The sequence below is a fragment of the Cryobacterium sp. TMB1-7 genome (assembly GCF_004402435.1).
In the GTDB taxonomy this organism is placed as follows: Bacteria; Actinomycetota; Actinomycetes; order Actinomycetales; family Microbacteriaceae; genus Cryobacterium; species Cryobacterium zongtaii.
On the sequence record NZ_SOFZ01000029.1, the window covers coordinates 1 to 17,352 of the forward strand.

Consider the following 17,352-nt stretch of genomic DNA (forward strand, 5'->3'; position numbering starts at 1 on the left):
GGTGCGGGTGCGGCGGGCGGCGGCTCCACGGCGGCCGGGGCCGGCGGTGCAACGGCGGCAGGCGCCTCGGCGGGCGCCGGTGCCTCGGTCGAGGGAACCTCGGCGACGGGCGCCTCAGCGGCGGGCGCCTCTGCGGCGGGCGTCTCTGCGACCGGTGCTTCGGCCGCAGCAGAGCCGTCGCCGATGGTCACCAGCGGGGTGCCGACCTCGACGGTCTCGTCCTCCTGGACAAGGATGGCTTCGATGATGCCGGCAACGGGGGATGGGATCTCCGTGTCGACCTTGTCGGTCGATACTTCGAGCAGCGGTTCGTCGACTTCGACGCGGTCTCCCACGTTCTTGAGCCAGCGGGTGACCGTACCCTCTGTGACACTCTCACCGAGTGCCGGGAGGTTGACGGATTCGCTCATGCGTTTGTCTCCTTTGAAACCATTAATGTCTGACCAATGTTAGTGAGAATCTGTGTGCCGAAACGGGCTACATCGCGTGCAAAGGCTTGCCGGCCAGGGCCAGGAAGGCCTCGCCGAGTGCTTCGTTCTGGGTGGGGTGCGCGTGCAGCAGCGGCGCGAGGTCCTCAGGGTAGGCCTCCCAGTTGACGATGAGCTGACCTTCGCCGATCAGCTCGCCCACGCGGGCGCCGATCATGTGGATGCCGATGATGGGGCCATCAGCCTCACGGACGACCTTGATCGACCCGGTGGTGCCCAGGATCGAGCTCTTGCCGTTGCCGCCGAGGCTGTACTCGTAGCTGGTGACCTTGTCGGCGCCGAACTTGGCGACGGCCTTGGCCTCGGTGTAACCGACCGATGCGATCTCGGGGTCGCAGTAGGTGACCTTGGGGATGTTCAGGTCGTCGACGACGATCGGGGACAGGCCCGCGATCTCTTCGGCGACGAAGATGCCCTGCTGGAAACCGCGGTGCGCGAGCTGCAGGCCGGGGACGATGTCGCCGACCGCGTAGACGCCGGGGATGTTGGTGGCGAGGCGTTCGTCGGTGATGACGAAGCCGCGGTCCATGGTGATGCCGGCCTCTTCGAATCCGAGACCAGCGGTCGACGGGCCGCGACCGACGGCGACGAGCAGCAGCTCGGCCTCGATCGTGGTGCCGTTCTCCAGCGTGACGACGACGCCGGAGTCATCCTGCGTGACCGACTGGAAACGCACGCCGAGGGAGAATTCGATGCCGCGCTTGCGGAACGCCCGCTCGAGCTGCTTCGACACCGACTCCTCTTCGTTGGGAGCGAGGTGCGGAAGGGCCTCGATGATCGTGACGTCGGCGCCGAAGGACTTCCAGACGCTGGCGAACTCGACGCCGATCACGCCGCCGCCGAGCACGGCGACCTTCTTGGGAACGTAGTTGAGCTCGAGGGCCTGCTCGCTGGTGATGACGCGACCTTCGATGGCCAGGCCGGGCAGCGACCGGGAGTACGAGCCGGTGGCCAGCACAACGTTCTTGCCGACGATGGTGTCTTCGCCGACCTGAACGGTCGTGGGGGAGATGAGCTTGCCCTCGCCGGCGATGACGGTGATGCCGCGGGCCTTGATCAGTCCCTGCAGACCACGGAACTTGCTGGCGACGATGCCCTCGCGGAACTTGGTCACGGCGTCGATGTCGATGCCCTCGAAGGAGGTGTTCACCCCGTACTTGGCCGACTCGCGGCTCACGTCGGCAACCTCGGCCGAGTGCAGCAGTGCCTTGGTCGGGATACAACCGACGTGCAGGCAGGTGCCACCGAGCTTGTCCTTCTCAATCAGGCCGACGGTCAGGCCCAGCTGAACGGCACGCAAGGCGGCCGCGTAGCCGCCGCTGCCGCCACCGAGAACTACAAGGTCAAAATTCTGTTCAGACACCCAGATACTCCCTCGTGCATCACATACACTTTCACGGCCCGCCCGACGCACGTGTTGTGCGTGGGTAGGCGTTGAACGGCAAGGATTTTCCTGCCTATAAGACCTTACTACTTGCGCGAAAACTCCTCGGCCAGTCGCAACAGGGTCCGCACCGTCACACCGGTCGGACCGGGGGCGGTGAAGCCGAGCCCGCCGCCGACAAGCTGGGCGCTGCCGGCGATGTCCAGGTGCGCCCACGGAATGGTGGTGGTCTCGGCGCCCTCGCCTGTGCTGCCGATGAACTCGTTCAGGAAAACCGCGGCCAGGAGCATCCCGCCGCCGGTGTTGCCGATCTTGGCGTTCGCGATGTCTGCGACGTCGGAGTTGAGCAGGGCGCGCAGTTCTTCGGGCATCGGCATCGGCCAGGCGAGTTCACCCTCGGCCTTGCTCGCGGCGAGAACCTGGGCCACGAGGTCGTCGTTGCCCAGCACCGCGGAGTAGCGGGTGCCGAGGGCCACGATGGCGGCGCCGGTCAGGGTTGCGACGTCGATGATCGCGTCGGGGCGCTCTTCACCCGCAGCGACGAGTCCGTCCGCGAGGACCAGCCGGCCTTCAGCGTCGGTGTTGAGCACTTCGACGGTGCGGCCGCCGCGCATGGTCAGCACGTCGTTGGGGCGGATCGCGGACCCGGACGGCATGTTCTCGGCGATACACAGCCACGCCGTGAGTCGCACGGGCAAGCGCAGGCGGGCCGCGGCCAGCGTCACGGCCAGCACGGTGGCGGCGCCGGTCATGTCGTACTTCATGCCCACCATGGATGCCGGCGGCTTCAAGGACAGTCCGCCGGTGTCGAAGGTGATCCCCTTACCCACCAGCGCGAGGTGCTGGGTCGCCTCGATCGGGTCGTAACTGACCTTGACCAGTCGCGGAGGCCGGGTCGACCCCTGGCCCACTCCGGCGATACCGCCGAAGCCGTCGGCGACGAGCTGGTCTTCGTCCCACACCGTCAACGTCACGGGAAGGCCCTCAGCGGCCGCAGCGGCGAGGTCTGCGAGCGATTCGGGATAGAGGTCGAGCGGCGGCATGTTCACGAGGTCCTTCACCAGGCTCACGGCATCGGCCACGATTCCGGCACGGTCGGATGCGTCCTCATCGGCCTGATCCGTGTGCACGGTGATGTCGGTGGCCGGAAGCTTGGTGGCGGCCAAAGACGCCTTGCGATAGGTCGTGAAGGAGTAACCGCCGAGCGCTGCACCCTCCAGAACGGCTGCGGCCTGGTCAGCGTCGGCCAGCGGGAGGGCGAACGCCACCGTGGCGGCGCCGGTGAGCTGGCGCACCGCCGAGCCGGCCGCGTAACGCAGCGACTCCGGTGTGACAACGGAGCCGAGCCCGATCACGGCGATGGTCTTCGCGGCCCCGACGACTGGCGCGAGACGAATCAACTGATCCTTTGTTCCGGACACGGCGACAGCGGCGAATTGCGCGGCGATCTCCTCGAAGCCCGGGTCGGCGAACAGGGTAGGCCCGTCCTTTCCCTGCACGGCACCGATGACGATCACGTCGGCTGTGGATTCGATGGAGGGCTGTGCGGACACGGAAACGCGGGAAACGGTCATGCCTCGATGCTACGGGGCGGAGTGTTCGCTCTGGGCACCACGGTGTGAGGAGCGATTCTCCGACAGTGGGCGAATCGTCCGCTTAGAGTTAATGGATGCGCGATCCTGATGAAATCTATACGCTCACTTCGGACGCCGCAGGCGTTCCAGAAGGGTTGCATCTCGTCGCGGGCCTGACCGGATTCGCGGACGCCGGCGGCGCGGTCTCCCAGTTCACCGAATATCTGCTCGCGACCCTCGAGCATGAGGTCATCGCCGAGTTCGACGCGGACCTGCTGCTCGACTACCGGGCGCGGCGACCGATCATCTACTTCGATCAGGATCACCTGACCGACTACCAACCACCCCGGCTCCGGCTCTACCTGGCCCGGGATGAGATCGGCCAGCCGTTCCTGCTCCTGGCCGGCTTCGAACCTGACTTTCGGTGGGAGCAGTTCACGGCCGCGGTGCTCGATCTCGTGAGCCGCTTCAGGGTGTCCTCCACCACGTGGGTGCACGCCATCCCGATGCCGGTCCCGCACACTCGACCCATCGGTGTGACGGTCAGCGGCAATCGCACCGACCTGATCGAGAGCATGTCGGTGTGGCGTCCGCACACCCAGGTGCCGGCCAACGCGCTGCACCTGGTGGAATTCAGATTGCAGGAAATCGGGGCCTGGACCATCGGATACGTCCTGCTGATCCCGCACTACCTTGCCGACACCGAATACCCGTCCGCCGCCCTCTCTGCCCTGGAGAGCACGAGCGCGTCCACCGGGCTGATCTTCCCCACCGATCGGCTGCGGGAAAAGAACCGCGAGTTCATCGGCCGGATCGACGAGCAGGTGGGGGAGAACCCCGAACTCGCCAAGCTCGTCGGCACCCTCGAAGAGCGCTACGACGCCTACATGGAGGGCAACACTCTGCGGTCGCCGTTGACAGACGAGGACGGCGCGCTGCCGTCCGCGGATGAAATCGCGGCGGAGCTGGAGAAATTCCTCGCGACCCGGCGTGGGCGGGACGACGGCCAGCAGCCCTGACCCGATGCCCACCCGGTGGACGGCGATGGTCGGGAGGACCGGCTCGCCCGGCTAGATTGAGGCGAGTGAACTCTCGTCGATCCTGGTTGATCTTTTCCTTCGGATCGTTCGTCTACCTGTCCGCCGTCATGCAGCGCACCTCGCTCGGCATCGCGGGAGTGTCGGCAACCGAACGATTCGGCGGCTCGGCCGCCGTCCTGTCCAGCCTCGCCGTGGTGCAGCTGATCGTCTACGCCGCCGCGCAGATCCCGGTCGGCGTGCTGATCGATAGGTTCGGCCCCCGCGTCCTTATGCTCGCCGGGACCGTCCTGATGGTGGCGGGGCAGCTGACGCTTGCTTTCGCCCCGTCGATCACTCTCGCGGTGGCGGGGCGGATGCTGGTGGGGGCCGGCGACGCCGCAATCTTCATCTCGGTGATCAGGCTGATCACCTCCTGGTTCTCCGGGCGTATCGTGCCCCAATTGTCGCAATGGTTCGGCAACATCGGCCAGCTCGGCCAGGTGCTCTCCGCAGTGCCGCTGGCCTGGGTCTTGCACGAGTTCGGTTGGACGCCGGCGTTCCTGGGCGCCACCCTGGTCGCGTTCGTTGCCTTCGTGGTCGTCGTCGTGGGTGTCCGCGACCGGCCGGCCGGGTCGCCGGACCAACCGCGACCGCAGAGCTGGGGGAGCGCCCTGACCCAATTGCGGCACAGTCTCGGCCGACCGGGAACCCAACTCGGCTTCTGGTCCCATTTCGTCACCCAGTCCTCCGGGACGGTCTTCACCCTCCTGTGGGGCTTCCCGTTCATGGTCTACGGTCTCGGCTACGAGTCGAGCATGGCCGCCGCGATGCTCACCATCCCGGTCGCCGCCGGGATGATCTGCGGACCGATTCTCGGCGTGCTGACGGCCCGGCATCCGCTGCGTCGCAGCAATATAGTGCTGGGCATCGTGACCGTCATGGCAGCGACCTGGGCGGTCGTCCTGCTGTGGCCGGTGGCGCCGCCGTTCTGGCTCATCGTCCTCCTGCTGATCGTGTTGGGCGGCGGCGGCCCCGGCTCGCTGATCGGCTTCGACTTCGCGCGCACGTTCAATCCGCAACGCAGCCTCGGCTCCGCCAACGGGGTCGTCAACGTCGGCGGGTTCCTGGCCAGTTTCGTGATGATGTTCCTGATCGGGGTGCTGTTGGACCTGCAGGACGGGTGGCGTCAGGCCCAGGGTGGCGTCAGCGATCTCTACTCGCTGGACTCGTTCCGTTTCGCGTTCACCGTGCAGTTCCTGATCGTCGGCATCGGTGTGGTCATGCTCGTGAGGACCCGGAAACGCACCAGGCGACTGCTGTCCCGCGATGAGGGAATAGAAGTGGCGCCGCTCTGGGTTGAACTCTCTAGAAGAATGAGACGCCGCGGGCGCGGAGAGTGAGAGCGCGTGGCTCGGTTTATACACAATCCGTGCAATAATTGTCAATAGGACCCGTTCTGGTTCCTGGACGCGCCGATCAGTTGTCGGCTGCAATCCCGGGGACTTGACATGGGTCCTAGTACTGCCCAAAAACGTACGGCCCACAAACGTACTGCCCATAACCCCGCTCTCAGATGAACCCGGCCCGCGCCGAGTACCGCAACGAGCGAGGCCGCGCCGCACGCGCACGAATCACGGCATGAGAGGTGTTCGAATGGCAACCCCAACGAAGACAGAGCCCGAATTGAAGACCACCGAGACCCAGCCGGCCGACGACGCAACCGTCACCGCGGCCAAGACGCCCGCACAGAAGGCCGCTGCGACGCGCGCAGCCACGGCCGCCGCCAAGGCCGCCGCCGCCGCCGCGGCCGGTGCCGACGCCCCCGAGAAGGCCGCACCACGCAAGCGCGCCGCGAGCACGAAGACCAAGGCGCCAGTGGGGAAGAAGAAGGCCGGCGATGCCGAAGCCGGCGACGACGAGGCCGTCGCTCCCGGTGACGAGCACGACACCGATGATGACGACACCACCGACGGCGCTGCCAAGCGCGTCGCCCCTGCCGAGCCGCTGCCCAGCGGTGCGCTCGTGCTGTCCCTCGTCGACGACGAGGATGAGGTACCGGTCTACTCGAGCGCCATCACCGGCGCGACGGCGGACCCGGTCAAGGACTACCTGAAGCAGATCGGCAAGGTCGCGCTGCTCAACGCCGCCGAAGAAGTCGAACTGGCCATGCGCATCGAGGCGGGCCTGTTCGCCGAAGACAAACTTTCCCAGATGACCGACGCCGAGAAGAAGAGCGCGCTCGGACGCGAATTGCAGTGGGTCGCCAAGGACGGCGCCCGCGCGAAGAGTCACCTGCTCGGCGCCAACCTGCGTCTGGTCGTCTCCCTGGCCAAGCGGTACACCGGTCGTGGAATGCAGTTCCTGGACCTGATCCAGGAGGGCAACCTGGGCCTCATCCGTGCGGTCGAGAAGTTCGACTACACCAAGGGCTTCAAGTTCTCCACCTATGCGACCTGGTGGATCCGCCAGGCCATCACGCGCGCCATGGCCGACCAGGCCCGCACCATCCGTATCCCGGTGCACATGGTCGAGGTCATCAACAAGCTCGCCCGTGTGCAGCGCCAGATGCTGCAGGACCTCGGTCGCGAACCCACGCCGGAGGAACTGAGCCGCGAGCTCGACATGACCCCGGAAAAGGTCGTCGAGGTGCAGAAGTACGGCCGCGAGCCGATCTCCCTGCACACCCCGCTCGGCGAGGACGGCGACAGCGAGTTCGGCGACCTGATCGAGGACACTGAAGCGGTGGTTCCCGCCGATGCCGTGGGCTTCACGATGCTGCAGAAGCAGCTGGAAAGCCTGCTCGACTCCCTCTCCGAACGCGAAGCCGGCGTCATCCGGATGCGCTTCGGCCTGGGCGACGGCATGCCGAAGACCCTCGACCAGATCGGCGACACCTTCGGCGTCACGCGTGAGCGGATTCGTCAGATCGAGTCCAAGACCATGGCCAAGCTGCGCCACCCGTCCCGGTCGCAGTCGCTGCGCGACTACCTCGAGTAAAGAGTTGGCTGTACGGTACGCGCCGGCGATCCTGCTCGGCAGAGTCGCGCGCACCCTCGCGCGCTGGCGCAAGCCCGGTGGCGGCTCTGCCGTCCCCGGCCTGGTCGTCAACACCATCGCGCCCGGGTTCCTGCCGCGCACCCTGAACGGTTTTCCGGGCGGGCTCGTCATCGTGACGGGCTCGGCCGGCAAGTCCACGACCACCAAGATGCTTGTTGCGGCGCTGCGCGCCCACGGCCTCTCTGTCTTCACCAACCAGTCGACGGCGAACATCAGCCAGGGTCTCACCTCGGCACTGTTGGAACGGGTCAGCCTGACCGGCCGCATTGAGGGCGACATCGCGGTCCTCGAAATGGACGAGGGCCACGGCGCCCTGATCTCGGGCTCCCTGAACCCCCGCGTCGTCGTGCTGACCAACGTGATGGTCGATCAGATCGACCGTTTCCACGACTCCGACATGGTCGCCGCGATGCTGGCCAAGATCGCCGCACGGGCCACCGGCTCCGTCGTGCTGAACGCCGACGACCTCCACCTGTCCCGGCTGGGCGATGGTATTGCCCCCGGCGTCGCCGTGGCCCGCTACGGCGTGGCCGACGAGGTGCTTGCGGCGAACCCGCGGGGTTTGGGCTATACCCTCACCGCACCGACCCGGCTTGACGCCGCCGACGGCATGGTTCTGACCGCGGTCTCCGGACTCGACGCGACGGTGCTGGTCGACGGACGGGTGCACACGCTGCGGTTGCCGGCCAGAGGCACCCACTACGCGGTGGACGCGCTCACGGCCCTTGCCGCCGCCCGGTCGGCCCTGCTCGACAGGTTCGATGCCGCTGTGGCGGTCGCCGCGATTTCCAGCATCCCCCCGGTGTTCGGCCGCGGCGAGATCGTATCGGTGCGCGGCACCACTGTGGAATTCGTGCTGGTGCAGAACCCCGCCAGCCTGCAGCTCAACGTGGACAGCCTGGACCCCGACACCGAACAGATCCTCGTCGCCGTCGGCTCCGACGTGCGCGACCCGTCCTACCTCTGGCCGGCCGACACCTCCGCCCTCGGCCACGTGCTTATCGCCTCGGGGTCGAAGGCCTACGACATCGGCCTGCAATTGGCCTATGACGGCGTGCTCGTCGACCGCATCGAACCCGACCTCGGCCGGGCCCTCGACGACTTCCTGGCGCTACCGGAACCCGCCCACGGTGTCAAGACGATCATCTTCTCGGCCGATTCGATGCGGCGCACCCGGGCGCACCTCGGCCTGGAAACCAACGAAGCGGACCCGTCATGACAGTTGACCACCCGGCCGATCTCACCATCGTGAGCCTGCTCCCGCGGCTTCTGGACACCAACGGCGACGCCGCGAACGCGCGGGTTCTCGCGCAGCGCGCCCGCTGGGCCGGACTGTCGGCCCGGATAGTGCCCGTGCACGCCGTCGCCGACCTTCCCGAGACCGTCGACCTCGTCGTCATCGGATCGGGAACCGACACCGACCTCGTCGCCGCTCGCGACGCCCTCAGTACCCTGGCAGAGCCACTGCGTGCCTGGCTGACCGGGGGAGTGCCCGTGCTGGCCGTCGGTACCGGCTGGGAGCTGCTCAGCGCCGGGCTCAACCTGGCGGACGGCTCGTCGGTCGACGGTCTCGGCCTGGTGCCGGGGCGCGCGGGCGCCCTGCCGGCCCGCGTCACCGACGACCTCGTCGTCGACGCCGACGGTCTGCGCCTCCTCGGCTTCGAAAACCATCTGCGCGGGTACGCCGGAGCCGCGGCCCCGCTGGGCACCTTGGACTACGGCACCGGCAACGGCGACGGCACGGAGGGCGCCGTCGACGGCAGCTTCATCGGCACTCACCTGCACGGCCCGGTCCTGGCCCGCAATCCGCAGCTCGCCGACCGGATGCTCGGAACTGCCGCCGCTGCCAGAGGCCTCACCCTGACCCCGACCGCTCAGACCGAATCGGTCGACGGCATAGCAAAAGCCGCACGCAACCAGGTTGCAGTGCGGCTCAGCCTCACCTCGGAGTAACTCCGGTCAAGCGCCGTCGGCGCCGCAGTTGCCTGCGGCGCCGACCGGTGATTAGGACTTCTGGTCCTCGAAGAGTCGGCTCGACTCGTCGTGCCAGCTTTCGGCGATTGCGGCGAGCTTCTCCTGGTGCTTGCGTCCGTGGTGGGCGCAGAAGAGCAACTCGCTGTTATTCACGACTACACGGATGTAGGCCTGAGCGCCACAAGCGTCGCAGCGGTCGGCCGCGGTGAGCTGGTGGGGGGCGCCCTGTTGGTCGACGGCACCATTTTCGGTGGCGATCTGGGACATATTCTCCTCCTCCAGACTGATACCAGGTGATACCAATTGAATCCTTACTCACCATGTAAACACGGCCGGGCGTGGATTGGGCCACAGTTGGGTGACATTTCGCTCACCGCGTAGCCTTCCGCGCGGTGGACCCGGCTCGGGGGAGCCCCGCTCGAGTGTCGAACGAGGCTGCACGCATCCGGGTCGCTATTCTTAACAGTTGTGAGTTCTGACTATTCCGCCCGCCACCTCTCGGTCCTCGAAGGCCTGGACGCGGTGCGCAAACGCCCCGGCATGTACATCGGATCGACCGACTCCCGTGGGCTCATGCACTGCCTCTGGGAAATCATCGACAACTCGGTCGACGAGGCGCTCAGCGGGCACGGGTCATCGATCGGCATCGTGCTGCATCCCGATGAAAGCGTCGAGGTCAGCGACACGGCGCGCGGAATCCCGGTCGACATCGAACCGAAGACCGGACTCTCCGGGGTTGAGGTCGTCTTCACCAAGCTGCACGCCGGCGGCAAGTTCGGCAGCGGTTCCTACGCGGCGTCCGGCGGCCTGCACGGTGTCGGCGCATCGGTCGTGAACGCCCTGTCCGAGCGCCTCGACGTCGAGGTTGACCGCGACGGCAAGACCTGGGCGATGTCCTTTCACCGCGGCGAGCCCGGTGTCTTCGCCGACACCGGTGAGAAGAGCCCGGATGCGCCGTTCACGCCGTTCGAGAACAAGAGCGAACTGCGCGTGGTCGGCAAGGTTCGCAAGGGTGTCACCGGCACCCGCATTCGCTATTGGGCCGACCGGCAGATCTTCACCAAGGGCGCCACCTTCCAGACCGAGGACCTGATGGGCCGGGCCCGCCAGACGGCGTTCCTGATCCCGGGCCTGACCATCAACATCGACGACCGGCGGAGCGCCGTGCCCATCGCGGAGTCGTTCACCTTCGCCGGCGGTATCTCCGAGTTCGTGGACCACCTCGCCGTCGACACGCCGATCACCGACACCTGGCGGCTGACCGGCGCCGGGAGCTTCACCGAAACCGTGCCGGTCCTCACCGACACGGGCGCGATGATCCCCACTGAGCTCGTCCGGGAGTGCCAGGTCGACATTGCCCTGCGTTGGGGCACGGGTTACGACACCGTCATCAAGAGCTTCGTCAACATCATCTCCACGCCCAAGGGCGGCACCCACCAGGCGGGTTTCGACGCGGGCATGCTCAAGTTCCTGCGGGCGCAGGTCGAGCAGAACGCCCGGCGGCTCAAGGTCGGCTCCGACAAGCTCGAGAAGGACGACATCCTCGCCGGGCTCACCGCGGTGCTCACCGTACGGCTGCCAGAGCCGCAGTTCGAGGGCCAGACCAAGGAGGTGCTCGGCACCCCCGCGGTGCGCGCCATCGTGGCCGCGGTGATCAACAAGACCATGACCGAACGGTTCACCTCGACCAAGCGCGACGACAAGACCCAATCGGCAGTGGTGCTCGACAAGATCGTGGCCGAGATGAAATCCCGCATCTCCGCCCGCGCCCACAAGGAGACCCAGCGGCGCAAGAACGCCCTGGAAAGCTCCTCGTTGCCGGCGAAGCTGGTGGACTGCCGCAGTAACGATGTGGCCCTGAGTGAGCTGTTCATCGTCGAGGGTGACTCGGCACTCGGCACCGCGAAGTTGGCCAGAGACAGCGAACATCAGGCGCTGCTGCCTATCAGGGGCAAGATCCTCAATGTGCAGAAGGCGTCGGTCTCCGACATGCTCTCCAACCTGGAGTGCGCCTCGATCATCCAGGTCATCGGCGCCGGGTCCGGCCGCAGCTTCGACCTGTCCGCCGCCCGCTACGGCAAGGTCATCATCATGGCGGATGCCGACGTCGACGGTGCGCACATCCGTACGTTGCTGCTCACCCTGTTCTTCAGGTACATGCGCCCGATGATCGAAGCCGGCCGGATCTTCGCGGCGGTGCCCCCGTTGCACAGGGTCGTGGTGATGAACCCGGGTAGCAAACCCAACGAGACCATCTACACCTATTCCGAAGCAGAGCTGCAGGGTGTCCTCGCCGCGCTCAAGAAGAGCGGCAAACGCTTTCAGGATCCCATCCAGCGGTACAAGGGGCTGGGCGAAATGGATGCCGACCAGTTGGCCACCACCACGATGGAACGGGCCCACCGCACTCTGCGCCGGGTCAGGGTCGCCGACGCCGAAATGGCCGGAAAGGTGTTCGAACTGCTGATGGGCAACGACGTCGCCCCGCGCAAGGAGTTCATCATCGAAAGCTCCGACAAGCTCAGCCGCGACCGCATCGACGTCTGACCGGGCCCGACTGTTCCCGAAGCGGACTTCTGCGTCCGGTGTGCCGGACGCAGAAGTCCGAATGGGCAACAGTTGCGGGCGTGAGACTGGTCGCGTCGCGGGCGGCGGTCAGCGTGGCGCGGCGGCGGCGAAGACGGTGCTGGGCAGATCCCGGTCGCCGTCCGCGAGGCCCCGAACGATTCGGGCGCACACGGCCACGGGGTCAAGGCCGACGGGCAAGGGCGGCGCCGTGCCGCTGATCGGGTGGCTGGACAGCGCCGTCTCGGTGTGCCCGGGCCGCGCGTCGATGACCCGGATGCCCGCCCGCCGCAGTTCCCGGCCGGCCGCGGTGCCGAAGGCGGCCAGGGCGGCCTTGGACGCCGAGTATGCCGCGAGATTGGCGGTCGGGCTCTCACTGACCACCCCGCTGAGGGTGAGGAAGAACGGTGTGCGGCCGGCGGCGGCCGAGGCCGAGAGCGGCCCGTGGGCGGCCTGCAGCAGCAGCATGGGCGCGGTGGTGTTCACGGCGAAGAGCCGGGCGATGGTGTCTCCGGTCAACTCAGCAGCGGGGCCGAAGGCGACGACACCCGCGGCGACCACGATCCCGTCGAGGTGGCCGGTCACCGAGACCGCCACGTCGACGAGGCGCCGGACGGCGGCGGGATCGGTGAGGTCTGCGGGGATGACAGTGCCGGGCAGTCCGAGTTCGGCGATGGCGGCGGGGTCACGGGCGCTGAGCACAAGGGTTGCTCCGGCGTCGGACAGTTGCCGGGCGATCTCCCGGCCGAGTCCGCCCGTGGCGCCGACGACGAGGATTGTGGAACCGTGGAGTTCGGGCATGTTTCACCCTACTGCGGGCGCCCCGACCGTGGCTGAAACGCGGTCAGGAAACGAACGGCGGTCGGACAGCCCGTCAGCCGATACCCGAACCGATCGAGCCGACGACGGCATCCAACATGGTTCCGGAAGCATCGCGTCGCGCCCCGGTGTCCGGCAGGGTCCGGGGAGAGCCCTCGACGCCCAGCGCGCGGGCGGGTGCCGCGCCCACCCAGGCCACAGCCAGGGCGTCTTCGCCCTTGAGGAAGCGGTGCGAGCGCACCCCACCGGTGGCTCGGCCCTTGGCGGGGAATTCGGTGAAGGCCGACACCTTGGCGCTACCTGGATCCGTTCCCGGCAAGGTCTGGCTTCCGGAGGCGATCGTCGCCACCACGGCGTCCTCGGCGGCGTCGCCCGCCAGGCTCGTGAAGAACACCACCCGGGCGTCCGGGCCCAGCTTGATGCCCGCCATCCCGCCGGCCGTCCGGCCCTGCGGGCGCACCGTCGATGCGGGGAACCGCAACAGCTGGGCATCGGAGGCGACGAAGACCAGCTCGTCGTCCTCCGCACCCTGGACGGCGCCGACGACCTCGTCTCCGGGCTTGAGCGCGATGATCTCGAAGTCGGGCTTGTTCGCCCAGTCGTTCGGGGTGACCCGCTTGACGATGCCCTGCCGGGTGCCGAGCGCGATGGCACGTTCGCTGTCCAGAGAGACCAGGGCACGGACCACCTCACCGCCGCTGCCCAGCGAGAGGTAGTCGCGCACCCGCACACCGGCCGCCAACTGGATCGAGGTGGGTGGCAGAACGGGCAGGTCGACGGGGGAGAAGCGGATGAGTCGGCCGCGATTGGTCACGGCACCGATCTCCGAACGGCTGGTGGTGTCCAGCGCCGAGAGGACAGCGTCGTGCTTGCTGCGGCGGTGCGCCGGAGTGATGCGTTCGATCTGGTCGTCGCCGGGCTGCGGCAGGTCCACCCTGGCGATGCGGCCCGTGCTGCTCAGATAGACGCGGGTGGGGGAGTCTGAAACCTCGAGCACGGCCGTCTTCCGCGCTGAGGCTCCGGCGATGCTCGGACGCGCCTCGGTGAGGAGCGTGCGTCGCGGGGTGCCGAACCTGTCGGAGATGGTGGCCAGCTCGTCGGAGACCAGCGTGCGGATGGCCTGCTTGCTGGCGAGCAGGGCTTCCAACTCCTTGATCTCGGCGAGCAGCTGGTCTCGCTCTGTTTCCAGTTCGATGCGGGAGAACCTGGTGAGCCGGCGCAGCCGCAACTCGAGGATGTACTCCGCCTGCAGCTGGCTGAGGTCGAACACGTCGATGAGCCGGGTACGGGCCTGCTCGGTGTCGTCGCTGGCGCGAATCACCTGGATGACCTCGTCGATGTCGAGGATCGCGATGAGCAGTCCCTCGACCAGGTGCAGGCGTTCGCGGCGTCGGGCCAGCCTGTACGCGGAACGCCGGGTGACGACCTCGACGCGGTGGTTGACGTACACCTGCAGCAGTTCGACCAGGCCCAGCGTCTGCGGACCGCCGTCGACGAGAGCGACGGCGTTGATGTTGAAGGAGTCCTCCAGCGGGGTCACCCTGTACAACTGCTCGAGCACGGCCTCCGGGCTGAAACCGGTCTTGATCCCGATCACCAGGCGCAGACCCTTGGTGCGGTCGGTGAGGTCGGTGACGTCGGAGATGCCGCTGAGCTTCTTGGAGTTGACGCCGTCCTTGATCTTCTCGATCACCCGTTCGGGTCCGACCAGGTAGGGCAGCTCACTGACGACGAGCCCGGCCTTGCGGGCGGTGATCGCCTCAACCGACACCTTGGCCCTGGTCTTGAAGCTGCCACGCCCGGTCAGGTAGGCATCCCTGATGCCGGCCAGGCCAACGATGGTGCCGCCGGTGGGCAGGTCAGGGCCCGGCACGAACTCCATGAGCTCGTCGAGGGTCGCACGCGGGTGGGCGAGCAGGTGCCGGGCGGCACCGATGACCTCGACGAGGTTGTGCGGGGCCATATTGGTGGCCATGCCCACCGCGATGCCGCTGGCCCCGTTCACGAGCAGGTTGGGGTACGCCGCCGGCAGCACGTCGGGCTGGGTGAGCTGATTGTCGTAGTTGGGCACAAAGTCGACGACATCTTCATCGAGGTGTTCGGTCATGGCCAGTGCCGGTGCCGCCAGGCGCGCCTCGGTGTACCGGGGCGCAGCGGGCCCGTCGTCGAGCGAACCGAAGTTGCCGTGCCCGTCGATGAGCGGCACCCGCAGGGTGAAGGCCTGGGCCATCCGCACCATGGCGTCGTAAATGGCGGTGTCGCCGTGCGGGTGCAGCTTGCCCATCACCTCGCCGACGACGCGCGCCGACTTCACGTGCCCGCGGTCGGGCCGCAGGCCCATCTCGCTCATCTGGTACAGGATGCGGCGCTGCACAGGCTTGAGGCCGTCCCTGGCGTCCGGGAGAGCTCGGGAGTAGATCACCGAATAGGCGTACTCGAGGAACGACCCCTGCATCTCCGTCGACACATCGACGTCTTCGATGCGCTCGGTGGATGCGGCGGGCCCCTGGTGGGCTGACACTGTCTTGTCTGAGCGGCTCATTCGTAGATTCTGCTGTGTGGTGCATGTCGGCGGAACCGGGAGCACCAGGCTGATGCGCACGGACCTGCGCTGAGGAAACCTGCGGCCGGGTCTATGTCAGACTGGGCCAGATGCCCCCTATGTTACCGGTCCGGCCCTTCAGCGCCGTTCGCCTTGCCGACGTTTTGACAAGTTCGCTGGCCTCGCTCCGGTCCCAGCCGAACCCGCTCGGGCTCCCGCCCGCTGGCAAGGCCCTCGTGCTCCTCGCGGACGGTCTCGGGATGAGCAACCTGCGAGCTCGCGCCGGGCATGCCCGGTTCCTCACCTCGCATCTGGCCAAGACCGACGTCGTCGACGGGGTGTTCCCGGCCACGACCGCCGCGGGCATCGCCTCACTGACCACCGGGGTCGCGCCAGGCACCCACGGGCTGGTCGGCTACAAGGTGCTCGACGCGGCCAACGATAGGGTCGTCAACCAGCTCACGGGCTGGGACGAGCGGATGGAGCCGCACAGCTGGCAGAACCAGCCGACGGTCTTCGACACGGCCGCGGAGACCGGGATCCCCAGCTTCGCCGTCGGCCCCAAGAGGTTCACGGATTCCGGCTTCAGCCGGGCCGTGCTTCGCGGTGCCGGCTACGTGCCGGCCGAGACCATCGGCGCGCGGTTCGACGCGGCGCGGGCGATTCTCGACGCCGAGCCCACGGCCCTGATCTACCTGTACGTGCCCGAATTGGACATCAACGCGCACGCCCACGGCTGGGAATCCGCCAGGTGGTTGGCGCAGCTGGAAAACCTCGACGCCGAAACGGCCAGGTTCGCCGCCACCCTGCGCCCGGACGAGGGCATGATCGTCACGGCAGACCACGGGGTCGTGGATGTTCCGGCGGCCAAGCAGGTGCTTTTCGACACCGTGCCGGCCCTCGTCGCCGGGGTGCGCCACATCGGCGGTGACCCGCGCTGCCTGCAGCTCTACACCGAGGCCGGTGTCGACGCCGACGTGCTGGCCGAAACCTGGCGTGCGGTCGAGGGCGAGCGCGCCTGGATCTTCACCCGGAGCGAGGCCGTGGCCGCGGGACTGTTCGGTGCTGTGCGAGACGACGCCGCGGCACGGATCGGCGACGTCATCGTGGCCGCCCGGAAGCTGATCGCGTACTACGACTCCCGGGAACCCAACCAGTCGGCGCGCAGCATGGTCGGCCAGCACGGCTCCTTGACCGATGAGGAACTGCGTGTTCCGGTCATCAGGTTGGGCGCATACCGGCGTTGACCCGATGCACGCAAGAACCCCTCGGAGCCGGCTCCGAGGGGTTCTTCGTGTTTTCGTGGATCAGGCCGGGTACTGGCCCCGCTTCACCTGGGGCTTCGGCAGGCGCATGACCCGCAACTGCAGGGCTCGCATGGCCGCATACCAACGGACCTTCTCGGCCCGGTCGGCGCCGAACTTGGCCTCGATTTTCTTGGTGAGGATGAAACCGAGCACTACGCAGTCCGCGATCGCGACCAGGAAGAAGGCCCAGAGAGCGAGGATGCCATACGTCTGGACGGACGGATCCGGGAAGAAGGTGAGCAGGATGACCAGGAACATCACCGGGATCATGAACTCGCCCACGTTGAATCTGGCGTCGATGTAGTCACGGGCGAAACGCTTCTGCGGTCCACGCTCGCGCACCGGGAGGTACTTGTCGTCACCGGCGGCCATGCCGAGACGCGCCCTCTCACGGGCCTCGGCCGACTTCGCCCGCGCCTGCTTGGCGGCCAGTTTGCGGTCGTCCGGAACCAGTGGGCGTTTGTTCGCGGCCTCCTGTACACGGCGGCTCGGCGTGGGCTGGCCCTTGCGCGTCGACTGACCGGCCAGACGGGACTTCGTCTCATCGGCGGATTCGATCGACGGTTCTGCGCCGGGATTTACAGGTTGCTTAGCCACATCAGTTCCTTGCAGTTAGGTTGCCT

At 67.4% G+C, this 17,352-nt stretch carries 14 protein-coding genes; 7 read left to right on the forward strand and 7 right to left on the reverse strand.

Translation table 11 applies throughout. From position 1 onward, the window contains the following. From E3O60_RS13095 to E3O60_RS13105, 3 genes are all read right to left on the reverse strand, one after another. On the reverse strand, nucleotides 1–410 hold a 410-nt coding region (locus E3O60_RS13095; RefSeq protein ID WP_304991391.1), incomplete at its 3' end, for a biotin/lipoyl-containing protein. Nucleotides 411–477: 67 nt separating this feature from the next. Then, a complete protein-coding gene (lpdA, locus tag E3O60_RS13100) occupies nucleotides 478–1,851 on the reverse strand; it encodes a dihydrolipoyl dehydrogenase (RefSeq protein ID WP_103459770.1) in 1,374 nt (457 codons plus the stop codon). 107 nt (nucleotides 1,852–1,958) lie between these two features. Further along, nucleotides 1,959–3,446: a leucyl aminopeptidase gene (locus E3O60_RS13105; RefSeq protein ID WP_088456165.1), complete on the reverse strand. Its 1,488-nt coding sequence runs from the start codon at nucleotides 3,444–3,446 to the stop codon at nucleotides 1,959–1,961. A 95-nt stretch (nucleotides 3,447–3,541) separates the two neighbouring features. On the opposite strand from E3O60_RS13105, the gene E3O60_RS13110 reads away from it, so the two are divergent. The 5 genes from E3O60_RS13110 to E3O60_RS13130 all read left to right on the forward strand — a co-directional run bounded on the left by E3O60_RS13110 (nucleotide 3,542) and on the right by E3O60_RS13130 (nucleotide 9,475). Continuing rightward, the gene (locus tag E3O60_RS13110) at nucleotides 3,542–4,465 is read left to right on the forward strand and encodes a proteasome assembly chaperone family protein (protein WP_134409007.1); all 924 of its coding nucleotides are present in this window, start codon (nucleotides 3,542–3,544) and stop codon (nucleotides 4,463–4,465) included. Between the two features lie 65 nt (nucleotides 4,466–4,530). Then, the gene (locus E3O60_RS13115) at nucleotides 4,531–5,865 is read left to right on the forward strand and encodes a nitrate/nitrite transporter (protein ID WP_088456167.1); all 1,335 of its coding nucleotides are present in this window, start codon (nucleotides 4,531–4,533) and stop codon (nucleotides 5,863–5,865) included. Between the two features lie 253 nt (nucleotides 5,866–6,118). Next, nucleotides 6,119–7,462: an RNA polymerase sigma factor gene (locus tag E3O60_RS13120; RefSeq protein ID WP_134409008.1), complete on the forward strand. Its 1,344-nt coding sequence runs from the start codon at nucleotides 6,119–6,121 to the stop codon at nucleotides 7,460–7,462. A 4-nt stretch (nucleotides 7,463–7,466) separates the two neighbouring features. Next, a complete protein-coding gene (locus E3O60_RS13125; RefSeq protein ID WP_134409009.1) occupies nucleotides 7,467–8,741 on the forward strand; it encodes a MurT ligase domain-containing protein in 1,275 nt (424 codons plus the stop codon). Continuing rightward, entirely contained in the window at nucleotides 8,738–9,475 is a 738-nt protein-coding gene (locus E3O60_RS13130; protein ID WP_134409010.1) for a type 1 glutamine amidotransferase, read from the forward strand. The genes E3O60_RS13125 and E3O60_RS13130 overlap by 4 nt, the downstream gene beginning before the upstream one ends. A gap of 51 nt (nucleotides 9,476–9,526) precedes the next feature. Here the strand turns inward: E3O60_RS13130 and E3O60_RS13135 are convergent, their stop codons facing one another. Next, nucleotides 9,527–9,763, reverse strand: a complete 237-nt coding sequence (locus E3O60_RS13135) for a hypothetical protein (protein WP_066595309.1) — start codon at nucleotides 9,761–9,763, stop codon at nucleotides 9,527–9,529. A gap of 201 nt (nucleotides 9,764–9,964) precedes the next feature. Between E3O60_RS13135 and E3O60_RS13140 the strand changes: the two genes are divergently transcribed. Beyond that, the gene (locus E3O60_RS13140) at nucleotides 9,965–12,043 is read left to right on the forward strand and encodes a type IIA DNA topoisomerase subunit B (protein WP_174776228.1); all 2,079 of its coding nucleotides are present in this window, start codon (nucleotides 9,965–9,967) and stop codon (nucleotides 12,041–12,043) included. Nucleotides 12,044–12,151: 108 nt separating this feature from the next. Here the strand turns inward: E3O60_RS13140 and E3O60_RS13145 are convergent, their stop codons facing one another. Together E3O60_RS13145 and E3O60_RS13150 are read right to left on the reverse strand one after the other, a co-directional pair. Further along, the gene (locus E3O60_RS13145) at nucleotides 12,152–12,862 is read right to left on the reverse strand and encodes an SDR family oxidoreductase (protein ID WP_134409012.1); all 711 of its coding nucleotides are present in this window, start codon (nucleotides 12,860–12,862) and stop codon (nucleotides 12,152–12,154) included. 73 nt (nucleotides 12,863–12,935) lie between these two features. Further along, entirely contained in the window at nucleotides 12,936–15,422 is a 2,487-nt protein-coding gene (locus E3O60_RS13150) for a DNA topoisomerase (ATP-hydrolyzing) subunit A (RefSeq protein WP_088456173.1), read from the reverse strand. Nucleotides 15,423–15,541: 119 nt separating this feature from the next. Here E3O60_RS13150 and E3O60_RS13155 point away from each other — a divergent pair, with 119 nt between their 5' ends. Next, nucleotides 15,542–16,669, forward strand: a complete 1,128-nt coding sequence (locus tag E3O60_RS13155) for an alkaline phosphatase family protein (protein WP_255454554.1) — start codon at nucleotides 15,542–15,544, stop codon at nucleotides 16,667–16,669. A 60-nt stretch (nucleotides 16,670–16,729) separates the two neighbouring features. On the opposite strand, the gene E3O60_RS13160 is transcribed toward E3O60_RS13155, so the two are convergent. Continuing rightward, on the reverse strand, nucleotides 16,730–17,326 hold the full coding sequence (locus E3O60_RS13160) for a DUF3043 domain-containing protein (RefSeq protein WP_134409014.1): 597 nt from the start codon (nucleotides 17,324–17,326) through the stop codon (nucleotides 16,730–16,732). Nucleotides 17,327–17,352: the final 26 nt, after the last annotated feature.